This is a genomic window from Oceanicaulis sp. UBA2681 (genome assembly GCF_002354675.1).
Taxonomy (GTDB): domain Bacteria; phylum Pseudomonadota; class Alphaproteobacteria; order Caulobacterales; family Maricaulaceae; genus Oceanicaulis; species Oceanicaulis alexandrii.
In genome coordinates, this window is the sequence record NZ_DEMB01000003.1 from 408,360 (window position 1) to 421,498 (window position 13,139).

Here is a 13,139-nt window from a genome sequence, read left to right on the forward strand (position 1 = left end):
GTGCCGCTGGGCGAGGCGTGGGAAGCCTATGAGGTGGAGTTGCGTGACCTGAACGGCGCTGTCATCGCGCGTTGGTCGACGGCTTCGCCGCAGCTTGTTCTCTCCCTGTCCGAGCTGCCGGCGGATCTGAGCGGTTGCAGCTTCAGCGTCCGGCAAGTGTCGGAGCGGTATGGCGCTGGGCTGGCGTCGGTCTTGCAGGTCTGAGGCGGAACGCACAGATGTGACCCGTACGGGTGCGGCCCGGTGCTCGCCCGACCTGCAAGAGACTGCTATCACAACGGCCATGATAACTGACCCCTATGCGATTCTGGGCGTGTCCCGCACTGCGAGCGCCGACGAGATCCGGCGCGCCTACCGCAAGCTGGCGAAGGCCTTGCACCCTGACGCACGTCCGAATGACAAGGTGTCCGAAGACAAGTTCAAGCAGGTCACCCAGGCCTTCAAGCTGTTGTCAGACCCTGAACAGCGCGCCCGGTTTGACCAGGGCGAGATTGATGCGGCGGGGCAGGAACGCCCGGCCTATCATTTCCGCTCGCGCCCCGGCGGCGCCCCTGGCGAGCGTGGTCCCAGCGGCCGGTTCGAGGATCTGGGCGATATGTTCTCTGATCTGTTCACCGATTTTGGCGCCTCCCGTTCCCGCGGGCAGCCCATGCGCGGCGCAGAAATCAAGGCGCGCCTGAATGTCAGCTTTGAAGACGCCATGCGCGGCGCGAAAAAGCGCGTTACGCTATCCAATGGCAAGTCCCTGGAAGTGGGAGTCCCGGCAGGTGTGGAGAGCGGCAAGGTTCTGCGCCTGCGCGGCCAGGGACATCCCGGTCGCGATGGCGGCCCGGCGGGGGATGCGCTGATCGAGATCGTGATTCAGGAGCATCCCTGGTTCCGGCGTGAGGGCGACAATATCCGGCTCGATCTGCCGATTTCCCTGAAAGAAGCGTTGTTCGGCGGCGCGGTGCGCGCGCCCACAATCGACGGCATGGTCGAGGTCCGCGTGCCTGCGGGCGCCAATTCAGGCGCCCAGTTGCGGCTGCGCGGCAAGGGCGCGCCCAAGGGAGAGGGCGAGCGCGGCGACCAGATTATTCGTCTGGTCATCGACGTGCCGCTTAACGATCCTGACCTTGAAGCCTTTATCGAGGACTGGACGCCTCCGAAGGATTATCATCCGCGAAAGCGTTTCATGTCATGATGTCTCTCTCATGCGCGTTTCTGAATACCGTTCAGCGTGCGTTCAGCCCGGATCCGTCATTAAGCATGTCATGACACGAATTCTCACACTTCTCCTGACGCTTGTTTGCGCGGCTTCCCTGATGGGGGCGCCCGCCCATGCTGCGGTCCACAAGGATCAGGCCTATAGCGAGGCGCAAGCCATCGTGCCCATGTCGGTGGCGGTCTCCGCCGTGCGTCAGGCTTATCCGGGCGCCGAGGTTTTGTCCGGCCGGCTCGTGAATGGTGAGAACCCCTATTACATGATCCGGATACTGACCCGTGAGGGCAGGCGGCTTGATGTGCGTGTGGATGCGCGATCAGGCCGTGTGCGCCGATAACGGGAGGAGGCAGACATGCGAGCGCTTATCGTTGAAGACGATCCTGACCTGCGTCGGCAACTGGCTGATGTGCTGACCCATTCGGGCTATGCGGTGGATACCGCAGCGGATGGCGAAGACGGCCTGTTTCTGGGCGAGACCGAGCCCTATGACGCTATTGTGCTTGATCTAGGCCTGCCCAAGCTTGATGGCGTGACGGTGCTGGAGCGCTGGCGTGAGGCGGGCATGTCCTCGCCGGTGCTGATCCTGACGGCGCGCGATCGCTGGAGCGAGAAAGTCGCCGGGTTTGACGCCGGGGCGGATGATTATCTCACCAAGCCCTTCCATCCCGAAGAATTGCTGGCGCGCCTGCGCGCTCTGACCCGCCGGGCGGCGGGACACGCCACCTCCACCCTGATGTGCGGCGATCTGAGCCTGGACACCCGCGGCTCGCGGGTCTTCCTGGGCGACCAACTCATCAAGCTGACCTCGCACGAGTTTCGGATGCTGAGCTATCTGATGCATCACCGTGACCGGGTGATTTCCCGCACCGAGCTTGTGGAGCATATCTACGATCAGGACTTTGATCGGGACTCCAACACGATTGAGGTTTTTGTCGGTCGCCTTCGCAAGAAGATCGGCTCCAATCGCATCGAAACCGTGCGCGGGCTGGGCTACCGGCTGGTGGATCCTGGCGAAGCCAAGAGCTCGGCGGCTGAGTGAGCGAAGACGCTTCAGCGCCGCGCCTTGTCACCCAGGGCTCCATGGTGCGTCGTCTGGTTCTGACGGCGCTGGGCTGGGCGCTTGTGCTTCTGGTGCTGGGCGCTGTGTCGCTGACGGCTTTGTTCCGACAGACGGTTCTGAGCGATCTTGAAGATCGTTTGTCGGGCGTGGCGGACGCGCTGATTGCTTATGTGGAGGTCAGCGACTCTCTGAGCTTGCGTCTCGATGAAGAGCTGATCGACCCACGGTTCTCCCAGACTTTTTCAGGCCGTTACTGGCAGGTGTCGCTGGACGCCGCTGGGGATGTGGCGCCCTTGCGCTCGCAGTCTCTGGCGGATGCGTTGCTGATGGCGCCGGATAAGGCTCGCGCCGAAGCGCTCGCCAATCCCGGTCGTCCGGTCAGCGCCGCGAGCAAGGGGCCTGATGGCGAGCCGTTGCGTCTGGTGATCCGGGCCATTTTGATCGACGACGTGCAAGCCCCTTTGCTTGTAATCGCCGCTGAAGACCAAAGGCCCGCGAATGCGCGCATCATGCGCTTCGGCCTGGCGTCAGCGGGACTGTTTCTCCTGTTCGCCGTCGCGCTTGGGCTCGGCGTTTTCGTACAGGTTCGAGTAGGCCTCGCGCCTGTCTTGCGCATGGGACGCGCCGTGGCTGATGTGCGCGACGGGCGCAGCGAACGTGTCAGCGGCATTTATCCCGCCGAGCTAATCGCGCTGGGCGGAGAGCTGAACAAGCTGCTCGACCATTCCCAGGAAGTGGTGGAGCGCGCGCGGACCCATGTGGGCAATCTGGCGCATGCGCTGAAAACCCCGATCACTGTGTTGTCAAACGAGGCGCGCGATCAGGACGGGGCGCTCGCCCGACAGGTGGACCGGCAGACGCGGCTGATGTCTGAGCAGGTGGAGCACCATCTGCGGCGTGCACGCGCCGCCGCTCATGCCCGCACGATCGGCGCCCGGGCGCCGGTGGAGCGAACGCTCGACGATCTGGGCCGCACCTTGCAGAAAATCTACGGGCGGCAAGGGATTGCGCTGGACTGGCGCTGCGAGGGCAGAATCGTCTTTCGCGGCGAGAAGCAGGACCTTGAGGAATTGCTCGGCAATCTGATCGACAATGCCTGCAAATGGGCCGCCAGCAAGGTCAGCATCATCGCCAGCGTTCGTGACGGCCAGCTCTATCTCTGTGTTGAGGATGACGGTCCCGGACTGACGCCTGAGCAAAGCCAGACCGTGCTGGCGCGCGGCGTGCGCCTGGATGAACAGGCGCCCGGAACCGGGCTTGGCCTGGCCATTGTGGCGGACCTGGCGCGTGCTTATGACGGCGCGCTAGAGCTCGAAAGGTCCAACATGGGCGGGCTCAAGGCGTGTTTGTGGTTGCCAGCGCTTGTGGAAAGCTGACATTAACCGCGTTCAGTTATTTCTGCAGTCACAGTTTTTGCCTTGGTGATGACATGGGGCCGCTCTCCGCGGGGAAAGTCGAGAAATTATCCATTCTGCTTGCCCACATGCCTGTGGAGCGGGTGGAAGGTCTTGTCGACCTTGCTCAGGAAATTGATCCGGGCATGGCGCGCATGCTCGAATTCTGCCGATATGGCGCTGACGGCGCCGCCAGTCGGCTCTTCTTCCTGCCCCTGCAGGATGTCATCGGCGACAGCACGATCGTCGAGCCTTCAAAGGCGCTGATCCCCGAAAGTCTGCTGGTGCCGTTGTGGAACTGGATCAGCGATCTGGACCCCGAAGCGGCGAAGGCCGCCATGGATGCTGCGTCGTCCTTTACGGACAAGCCAGTCGATGAGCCCTTGGATGAAACGCGCGCGCGCGTCGCCGCCGCGATGCTGAGGACGCTGGACGAAGTCGAGCATGAGCCGAGGGAAAGCAAACGCCTGCGCCAGCAATTGGGCGTGACCCGTTTTGACGAAGTGCGAAACATTGCTGGCATGCTCAACAGCATCCCGGCCTTGCGTGACGCCTTGGACGGTCTGCCCGACGAGATCGAGGAAATGGGGGATGAGGTTTGTGCGGAGTTGCGAGATCGCTATGAGCAAGCCATTGAGGAAAAACCTGAATCCGGCGTCTGGGTGCTCTTGATGATTATGGCCAAGGTCTACAAGCCTTGGCGCATGCTGCGTGTTTTCGAGCGGATTGCCCGGCGGGAAGACGATTTCCTGCTGACCCATACGGACATGTCCAGTATTGGCGACGCCCTGCTCGGCGATGCAGAGTTTCATCTGAAAGGATTTCAATCCGCGCCTCGGACTCCTGAGGCGGTGGAGAGCGCCGTGAAAGCGGTGACGCAATTTGCTGCCGTGACTGTCGGCATGACCCGCGAAATCGGCATTCGCAAGGACGGCGCCTGGGGGAGGCGGCTTTTTGAATTGAGAAACGCCGCCAGCCAGCAGATGGAGCGTATTCATGAAGAAGCCCGACGTCTGTTCGAACGGGCCTTGCCCGAGACAGGCCCGAGGCGTCGCTATAAGGACATTCCGCACCCTGGTGAGCCCGCCTTTGACGAAGCGGAAGCTGTATGTGCGTTCCTGTATCGCGTGAAAGACGACGCCGCGCGCGCGGCGGTGGGCAATGCTCACGCCTTGTTGTTGGAAGAGTTCAAGGACGCCACTGAAAAACTGGGTGAAGGCATTCTCGCCAGACTGCGGCGCAATGTCTCTGATGACGAAGAAGCGGACCTGGTAAGGCTGCGCGAAGTCACGCGTATTCTGGATATTCTGGGCATGAGATCGGTCGGTGAAGTCCTCCTGCGCCGAGCCGCCGCAGCCCAAGCGGCCTAATGCGCCTTCAAAGCGGGCGGGGGACAGTCTATCTACCCCTGCATGACCGATAAAACTGCTCCCATCGCATTGGAAGATCGTGGCCAGGTTGGCGCGCGCTTGAGCTCGCCGAGCGCCGCACGCAATCGTGGTCCGATCATGACAGCGCTTAGCGCACGCTTGCCTCAGGGCGCGCGTGTTCTCGAGATCGCCAGCGGCACGGGCGAACATGCTCTGGCCCTGGTGACCCACCGCCCCGATCTGAGCTGGACGCCAAGCGACCCGGATCCGCAATCGCGCGCCAGCGCTGACGCCTGGGCCGAAGACGCTGATGGCCGGATGCAGCCTGCGCTGGCCCTTGATGTTTGCGCCACCGGCTGGTGGGACAGGCTCGAGACTGTGGACGCCATCTATTGCGCCAACATGATCCATATTGCGCCCTGGGACGCCGCGCGTGGGCTTTTCTCCGGCGCCGCACACCTTTTGTCGGACGCGGGCGCGCTTTATCTGTACGGGCCTTACCAGGAAGGGGAGGCGACCGCCCCCTCCAATCTCGACTTCGACGCCAGCTTGAAACAGCGCGACCCGCGATGGGGCGTCCGGCCGCTGGCGGATGTGGACGCCCTGGCGGGCGAACATGGGTATGTCAGGGTTGAGCGCGTTGAAATGCCGTCCAACAATCTTCTGCTGACCTTCCGGCGAGGCGTCGCATGATCGGTTTCATTCTGATCAGCGCCCTGATCGGCGCGCTTGCGGCCTGGCGCCTCGCCATGCCGTTTTTCAACGCGTCCGGGACCGAGGGGAGCAATCGAATCCTCGCTCTGGCGGCGGTACCTGTCGTGCTTTTGGGGGCGCTGGGGCTTTATTTCATCAATGGCGAACCCGAAACGCCCGGAGCGCCCTATAGCGAAGTCGCTGCGCGCTTGAATGCGACGGACCCCACACAGCTGACGCCCGATGAACAGGAAGCGCGTTTGCGGGCGATTTTGCGAGAAGATCGCGATGATCTTCAGGCGCTGACCTTGCTGGGCCGGTTTCTGGCGCGCACCGAACGCGAGCTGGAAGCGGTGACGTTTTTCACGCGGGCGCTGCAAATTGAAGAGGATCCCCGCATTCTCTCTGATCTTGGCCAGGCGCTGGTGGTGCTCAATGACGGTCAGGTCACGCCCGAAGCCGAACGCGCCTTTGATGCGGCTTACGCGCTTGACCCGACATTGCCCGAGCCTCCCTTCTTCTTGGGCGCAGCCTATTACGCTCGCGGAGATCGCAACGAAGCGGCCCGGATCTGGTCTGACATCATTGCACGGCTGGATGCAGGCGATCCGTTCCGCGCCGCCATTGCAGCCCGCGCCGCCGATCTTCTATCTCGGCCTCAGGGGGGACCGGGCTCTGGCGGCGCTGCGCCCTTTGCGGACGCCATCGCGGCAGGCGCAGCGCCTGAAGATCTGGCGAACATGATGGTGGACCGGCTCGAAATGCGTCTGGAAGATGATCCTGACGATCTGTCAGGCTGGCTGACGCTGGCGCGAGCGCGCTGGATGCAGGACGACCCTGAAGCAGGGGCTGCGGCGCTGGAAAGCGCGCGCGCCCGGTTTGAGAACAATCCCGGCGCGCTGGCCCTGATTTCAGCCATGCAAAGCGCATTTTCCCGTGAGGAGAACGACGGATGAGAAAAGCCCAGCGACGATTGATGATCACCCTTGCAGCCGGCGTGGTTTTGGTGGGGGCGGCGGCGCTGGCGATGACCGCGATGCGCGACGCCATGGTGTTTTTCTATTCGCCCGCCATGGTCGCTGAAAACCCGCCGCAAGCCGGCCAGCGTGTCCGTGTCGGCGGTTTGGTGCTCGACGGATCGGTAGAGCGTCCCGCTCGCGGCGGCGCGAACTTCACCATTACTGACGGCGCCGGCGAAATTCGCATCGCCTATGGCGGCTCGCTGCCTGACCTGTTCCGTGAGGGGCAGGGCATTGTCGCCGAAGGCGCGTTCAGCCCTGAAGGTCAGTTCACCGCCGACACCGTGCTCGCCAAGCATGATGAATCCTACATGCCGCCTGAAGTCGCCGCCGCCTTGCGCGAGTCGGGCATGTGGCACGAAGAGACCGGTGACCATTCCGGCTATGGCGGCGCGAGCGGCTATGGTGACGCTGAGACGGAGCAGCCCTCATGATCGCGGAACTCGGCCGTTATCTCATCGCGTTGGCGCTGCTGGCGAGTCTGGTTCAGATGATCACCGCCTGGCGCGGCGCGGATCAAGGTGGACGCGGCGCCTTTGCTGAAGCCGGACGCGCCGCTGCGGAAATCGGCATGCTGGCTGCGGGCGCAGCGATGGTTCTGCTGATCGCAAGCTTTTTGCGGTCTGATTTCTCGATCGCGTATGTGGCGGCCAATTCTTCGGTCGACAAACCGCTCGCTTACAAGATCGCGGCCAGCTGGGGCGGTCATGAAGGCTCGATGCTGCTGTGGTGCCTGATCTTGACGGTGTTCGGCTATGGCCTGGCGCGACGCGGCCCTCAAGAGCCGGGATTGCGATCTCGCGCGGTCAGCTTTCAGGGCCTGTTGCAAACCCTGTTCTACAGCTTTCTCGCTTTCGCCTCTAACCCGTTTGAGCGCGTGTCCCCGGTCCCGCTTCAGGGCGCAGAGCTGAACCCGATCCTGCAAGACCCGTTGCTCGTGATTCATCCGCCCATGCTCTATGTGGGCTATGTGGGTCTCTCTACGGCTTTCGCCATCGCGGCGGCGGGCCTGATGCAGAAAACGCCAGGCCGGGCTCTGGCGACGGCGATCCGCCCCTGGGCGCTGGGCGCCTGGACCGCGTTGACGGCCGGCATCGCGCTGGGCGCTTTCTGGGCATATTACGAGCTCGGTTGGGGCGGCTGGTGGTTCTGGGATCCGGTCGAGAACGCCAGCTTCATGCCCTGGCTTCTGGGCGCGGCGTTGATCCATTCCTCCATCGCTACAGAGAAGCGTGGCGCGTTTCCGGGCTGGACGGTCTTTCTGGCGCTACTGGCGTATATCCTCTCCATTCTGGGCGCGTTTTTGGTGCGTTCGGGCGTGATCACCTCGGTGCACGCCTTTGCGCTCGATCCCGAACGCGGGGTCTGGATTCTGGGCATGCTGGGCGTGTCGGCCGTGGCCGGGTTCCTGCTGTTCGCATTGCGGGCCGGATCGCTCGGTGAGGGCGACGGGTTTGAACCCACCAGCAAGGAAGCGCTGATCGGCGCCAATAACCTGCTGCTCGCCGCCACCTCCGGTGTGGTCCTGGTGGGCACGTTGTATCCCATGCTGCTGGAGATGCTGGGCGGGGCGACCATCTCGGTCGGCGCGCCGTATTTCAACGCTGCGGCGACGCCGCTCTTGTTGATCGCGGCTTTGCTGATGCCCATCGCGCCTTTCCTGCCCTGGGCCAATGGCGGGTTGAAGAACGCCGTGTCGCAAATGCGTGCGGCGCTGATGCTGATCCCGGTCGCGGCCGTGATCGTGGCGCTGCTGATGGCGGGCGCCAGCCCGCTGGCGATTGTGGGCGGCGCCATTGGCGTCTGGGCGATTTCCGGCGCCGTGATGGATCTGGGCCAATCGCTGCCGGTGGCTATGGCGCGGGGTCAGAAACTGATGGTGACGGGCCGGGTTCTGGCTCATGCCGGGGTGGGGTTCATTGCGCTGGGCGCTGCGGCGGACGCCTCGCGTCCGCCCGACCAGAATCTGGCGCTGGCGCCGGGGGAAAGCGTCGAGATCGCCGGGCGTACCCTGACGCTGGACGGCGTCCGCCGGGCGGACGGGCCGAACTATATGGCGGATCGGGCGCGTCTCGTGATTGATGACGGCGAAGGCGGCGTTATGGAGCCCGAGCGCCGTTTTTACGCCGGCGCCAACCAGACCACGCGCGAAGTGGCGCTCAAATCCTCTATTGCGGGCGACCTCTACGCCTCCGTGGGAGAGGCGCGCATGCGTGAAGACGGCACGACCGCTTTTGAGACCCGCATCGCCTTCCACCCGCTGGTCTGGGCGCTTTCGCTGGGCGCCATCTTCATCGTCCTGGGTGGCGCGCTGTCTCTCAGCGGGCGTTTGCGCGCCAGGTCGGTGCTGCCCGGCACTGAGCGTACCGCCCAACCCGCGATGGAGGCGTCGTCATGAAAGCGCTGATCCTGGCCGCAGCGCTGGCGGCGCAAACGGCCGCCACGGGCCTTCCTGCAGACGAAGAGGCACGCGCCCAGGCTTTGATGCGCGAAGTGCGCTGCATGGTCTGCGCGGGGGAGTCCATTTTGGATTCCAACGCCGGTCAGGCGCAGGACATGCGCCGTTTCGTGCGTGAGCAGGTCGCCCTGGGCGCAGATGACGATCAGGTGCGCGAAGCGCTGGTGGGGCGTTTCGGCTATGCAGTCCTGATGCGGCCGCCTGTGGATTCCAGCACCGCGATCCTGTGGGCGACGCCGGTATTGCTATTGGTGCTGGGCGGCGGCCTGCTGGTCACATCCATGCGAAAGCGGCGCTCGAAATCGTGAGCAGCGCCGCCTTGATCACATCAGGGAAAGACGCCACCTCTTCATGACCCGGATCGCTGAACGAGGCAGGCATGGCGCAGTCAGAAAAAATCACGTTTGAAGGCGCCTATGGCGACACGCTGGCCGCTCGTCTGGAGCGACCGAATGGCCCGGTACGGGCTTATGCCTTGTTCGCGCACTGCTTTTCCTGCTCCAAGGATGTTCACGCGGCTCAGCGCATCGCCCGGCGGCTGACCACTCATGGCTATGCGGTGTTACGGTTTGACTTTACCGGGCTGGGGCAGTCTGAAGGCGATTTCGCCAACACCAATTTCAGCTCCAATGTCGAGGATCTGGTGAAGGCGGCGGACTTTCTGCGAGAGCAGTATGAGGCGCCGAGCCTTCTGATCGGGCACTCCCTGGGCGGCGCCGCCGTGATCGCAGCGACCCCGCAAATTCCTGAAGCCAAAGCCGTGGCGACGCTCAATGCGCCAGCGGACGCCGATCATGTGCGTCACCATTTCACGGCTGATGATGTGGATGAAATCGAGGCGAATGGCTCTGCGACAGTGGCGCTGGCCGGTCGCTCTTTCACGATCAAGAAGCAATTCCTGGACGATATCGGCGAGCACAAACTCGAAGATATTGTCGGGCAGATGAAGGCCGCTCTGCTGATCGCGCATTCCCCGGTCGACGAAACGGTCGGCATCGAAAACGCGACCCGTCTGTTTGTCGCGGCGCGGCACCCCAAAAGCTTTGTCAGCCTGGATGACGCCGATCATCTGCTCAGCCGGGAAGCGGACGCCAATTACGCAGCAGACATGATCGCCGGATGGGCCAGCCGTTATGCGCCGCCGGCCAGGGTCAGCACGCCGCCGCGCCTTTCAGGCGATGAAACGGCGGTGGTGGAAGAGACGGGCCTGGGTGGGTTTCACAGCTGGGCCGTGACCGGCGACCATACCTTTATCGTCGATGAGCCTGAGGCGATGGGCGGCCTGAATGGCGGCCCTGCGCCCTATGACATGCTGTCCGCCGCGCTTGCGGCCTGCACCACGATGACCTTGCGGATGTACGCCAACCACAAAAAAATCGAGCTGGGCCGCATTTGCACCCGGGTGCGGCACAGCAAGGTGAAGTCTGACGGGCCCGCCGATCTGTTTGAACGCGAGATCGTTGTGCAGGGGCTCAAGGATGAGGCCCTGCAACTGAAACTCCTGGAAATCGCGAACAAATGCCCGGTTCACCGGACGCTGGAGCGCGGCGCTCAGGTTGAAAGTCGCTATAAATCAGGCGCCTGAGCTTGCCCGCTGAAAAATTACGGAACCGTAAGGTTGCCGTAATGGTCTGGTCAGCCGCACCCTGTCATCAAATTCTTGTTCCTATGGATCGGCGCATGCCGGTTCTGACACGCGTAAAGGACTGTGATTGTCTGCCATGAAACTCACCAAACGTTTGATCCTGTCCGCCACTGTCGCCGCTTTGTCGCTGGGCGCCGCCACGACGGCGGTCGTCAGCGCCCAGGAGGCGCCGTCCGCCTATACTTATGGTGCGCCCAACGGCGCCCCGATGAGCTTCGCCAGCCTGATCGAACGGGTCAGCCCGGCCGTGGTCTCCATTGAGGCAGAGGGCAGCGTGGATGCGGGCGACGCGCCGGACATGTCCCAGCTGCCGCCGCAGTTTCGCGAATTCTTCGAGCGCTTTGGCGGCATGCCCGATCAGCCGCGCGAACGCCGCGCGCAAGGCTCGGGCTTTTTCATCTCCGCAGACGGCTATGTGGTCACCAACAACCATGTGATTGACGGCGCGGACACCATCCGTGTCGTGCTGACCGATGGCCGGTCTCTGGTCGCAGAAGTGGTGGGCACCGATGTGCCGACTGACCTGGCCTTGCTGCGTGTTGAGGAAGAAGACGAGCCCTTCGCCTTTGTGGAGCTGGACCGTGATCTGGAAATCCGCGTGGGCGACTGGGTTGTCGCGGTCGGCAATCCGTTCGGTCTGGGCGGCACCGCCACAGCAGGCATCATCTCCGCCACCGGGCGTCAGATGGGCGCCAGCCAAGCCTATACCGATTTCCTGCAGATCGACGCGCCGATCAACCGGGGCAATTCGGGCGGTCCGGCCTTTGATCTTGACGGTCAGGTCGTGGGCGTGAACTCCGCCATTATCAGCCCGACCGGCGGCAATGTGGGCATCGGCTTCGCCATCCCCTCTGACCTCGCCGCGACTGTGATCGACCAGCTGATTGAAAACGGCGAAGTGCGCCGCGGTTATCTGGGCATCTCCCCGGCGGTTCTGACCGCTGATCTCAAGGACGCGATGGGCCTGGACGCCGATCTGGAAGGCGTTTTGATCAATCAGGTGCTCGATGACACGCCTGCGCAAGCCGCCGGTCTTGAGAACGGCGACATCATTTTGCAGATCAATGGCGAAGCGGTGGACGATCCGCGTGAGCTGACGCGCGTCGTCGGCGCCTTTGCGCCGGGCGAACGTGTGGCCTTCCGCATTTTGCGCGATGAGCGCGAGCGCACCATACGCGTCGAGTTGACCGAGCGCCCTGAAAGCGCCGCCCCGCAAGAACGCGCGCAACGTGAAGCGGGCGCTGCGGCCCAGTTTGGTCTGGCGCTGAGCGCCCCGACTGAAGCCGAATCCGAGCAGTTGGAGCTCGAGGGCCGCGGCCTTCTGGTTCAGGGCGTGCGCCCGGGCTCGGAAGCGGCGGAAAAGGGTTTGCGTCCCGGTGACGTGATCCTGGAAGCAGGCGGACGCGATCTGGTCGGTCTGTCCGATTTTGAAGCGGCTGTCGAAGACGCGCGGGCGCGTGATCGTCGGGCGCTTCTGGTTTTTGTGGTTTCCCAGAACGGTCAGCGGCGTTACGCCGCCCTCGAGATGCCGTCTGACGAGACCGAAGAAGAATAATAACAACAACAGGCGCCGGGTCGGGAAGCCCGGCGCCTGATCTGGTTCGGGAGAGTGAGACATGCGAATTCTGATCGTGGAAGACGACCGCGAGGTCGCGGGCAACATCGCTAAAATGTTGCGCGAATCCGGGCATGTGGTCGATGCGGCCCATGACGGCGAGGATGGCCTGGCCATGGCGCGTGACGGCGCGTTTGACGTGCTGATCGTGGACCGGATGATGCCGCGCCGCGATGGATTGTCGATGATCTCCATCCTGCGTGAGGAAGGCGACAAGACGCCGGCGCTGGTCTTGTCGGCCATGGGTGAAGTGGATGATCGCGTGGCGGGCCTGACGGCGGGCGGCGATGATTATCTGGTCAAACCCTACGCGCCCTCCGAACTCAAGGCGCGTGTGGATGCGCTGGCGCGCCGCCGCGATCCTGACGCGCTGAAGACGCGGCTTCAGGTGGGTGATCTGGAGATGGACCTGCTGGCGCGTACTGTGAAGCGCGGCGAGGAAGCGATCCAGCTTCAGCCACGCGAGTTTCGCCTGCTTGAGTTCTTGATGCGCCACGCCGACCAGGTCGTGACCCGCACCATGCTGCTCGAAAAGGTCTGGGATTATCATTTCGACCCCCAGACCAATGTCATCGACGTGCACATTTCTCGTCTGCGGTCGAAAATCGACAAGCCTTTTGACACCTCGATGCTGCACACCGTGCGCGGAGCAGGCTATCGTCTGTCGAGCTGAGACAGACA

The 13,139-nt window shown here is 63.3% G+C and carries 14 protein-coding genes; all 14 read left to right on the forward strand.

Translation table 11 applies throughout. The annotated features are described in order from the left end of the window. Positions 1-204: hypothetical protein (locus tag B3M53_RS02775; protein WP_286799605.1), on the forward strand; the 204-nt coding region annotated here is incomplete at its 5' end. A gap of 79 nt (positions 205-283) precedes the next feature. Next, the gene (locus B3M53_RS02780) at positions 284-1,183 is read left to right on the forward strand and encodes a J domain-containing protein (protein ID WP_273019570.1); all 900 of its coding nucleotides are present in this window, start codon (positions 284-286) and stop codon (positions 1,181-1,183) included. 70 nt (positions 1,184-1,253) lie between these two features. Further along, the gene (locus tag B3M53_RS02785) at positions 1,254-1,541 is read left to right on the forward strand and encodes a PepSY domain-containing protein (RefSeq protein ID WP_156861499.1); all 288 of its coding nucleotides are present in this window, start codon (positions 1,254-1,256) and stop codon (positions 1,539-1,541) included. 15 nt (positions 1,542-1,556) lie between these two features. After that, on the forward strand, positions 1,557-2,243 hold the full coding sequence (locus B3M53_RS02790; RefSeq protein ID WP_273019572.1) for a response regulator transcription factor: 687 nt from the start codon (positions 1,557-1,559) through the stop codon (positions 2,241-2,243). Continuing rightward, complete coding sequence (locus tag B3M53_RS02795) at positions 2,240-3,640, forward strand: sensor histidine kinase (protein WP_273019574.1); 1,401 nt, start codon at positions 2,240-2,242, stop codon at positions 3,638-3,640. Before B3M53_RS02790 ends, B3M53_RS02795 begins: the two co-directional genes overlap by 4 nt. A gap of 53 nt (positions 3,641-3,693) precedes the next feature. Then, positions 3,694-5,028, forward strand: coding sequence for a hypothetical protein (locus B3M53_RS02800; protein WP_273019576.1), 1,335 nt, complete (start codon positions 3,694-3,696; stop codon positions 5,026-5,028). 42 nt (positions 5,029-5,070) lie between these two features. After that, on the forward strand, positions 5,071-5,721 hold the full coding sequence (locus tag B3M53_RS02805) for a DUF938 domain-containing protein (protein ID WP_022701832.1): 651 nt from the start codon (positions 5,071-5,073) through the stop codon (positions 5,719-5,721). Continuing rightward, positions 5,718-6,677, forward strand: coding sequence for a tetratricopeptide repeat protein (locus B3M53_RS02810; protein WP_273019578.1), 960 nt, complete (start codon positions 5,718-5,720; stop codon positions 6,675-6,677). Before B3M53_RS02805 ends, B3M53_RS02810 begins: the two co-directional genes overlap by 4 nt. After that, positions 6,674-7,174, forward strand: coding sequence for a cytochrome c maturation protein CcmE (gene ccmE, locus B3M53_RS02815; protein ID WP_273019580.1), 501 nt, complete (start codon positions 6,674-6,676; stop codon positions 7,172-7,174). The genes B3M53_RS02810 and ccmE overlap by 4 nt, the downstream gene beginning before the upstream one ends. After that, positions 7,171-9,138: a heme lyase CcmF/NrfE family subunit gene (locus tag B3M53_RS02820; RefSeq protein ID WP_273019582.1), complete on the forward strand. Its 1,968-nt coding sequence runs from the start codon at positions 7,171-7,173 to the stop codon at positions 9,136-9,138. The genes ccmE and B3M53_RS02820 overlap by 4 nt, the downstream gene beginning before the upstream one ends. Beyond that, positions 9,135-9,506, forward strand: a complete 372-nt coding sequence (locus B3M53_RS02825) for a cytochrome c-type biogenesis protein (RefSeq protein ID WP_022701836.1) — start codon at positions 9,135-9,137, stop codon at positions 9,504-9,506. The genes B3M53_RS02820 and B3M53_RS02825 overlap by 4 nt, the downstream gene beginning before the upstream one ends. Positions 9,507-9,577: 71 nt before the next feature. After that, positions 9,578-10,783, forward strand: a complete 1,206-nt coding sequence (locus tag B3M53_RS02830; protein WP_273019584.1) for a bifunctional alpha/beta hydrolase/OsmC family protein — start codon at positions 9,578-9,580, stop codon at positions 10,781-10,783. Between the two features lie 136 nt (positions 10,784-10,919). Continuing rightward, complete coding sequence (locus tag B3M53_RS02835) at positions 10,920-12,398, forward strand: Do family serine endopeptidase (protein ID WP_022701838.1); 1,479 nt, start codon at positions 10,920-10,922, stop codon at positions 12,396-12,398. A 61-nt stretch (positions 12,399-12,459) separates the two neighbouring features. Further along, complete coding sequence (locus tag B3M53_RS02840; RefSeq protein ID WP_022701839.1) at positions 12,460-13,131, forward strand: response regulator transcription factor; 672 nt, start codon at positions 12,460-12,462, stop codon at positions 13,129-13,131. The last annotated feature ends 8 nt before the right edge of the window (positions 13,132-13,139 follow it).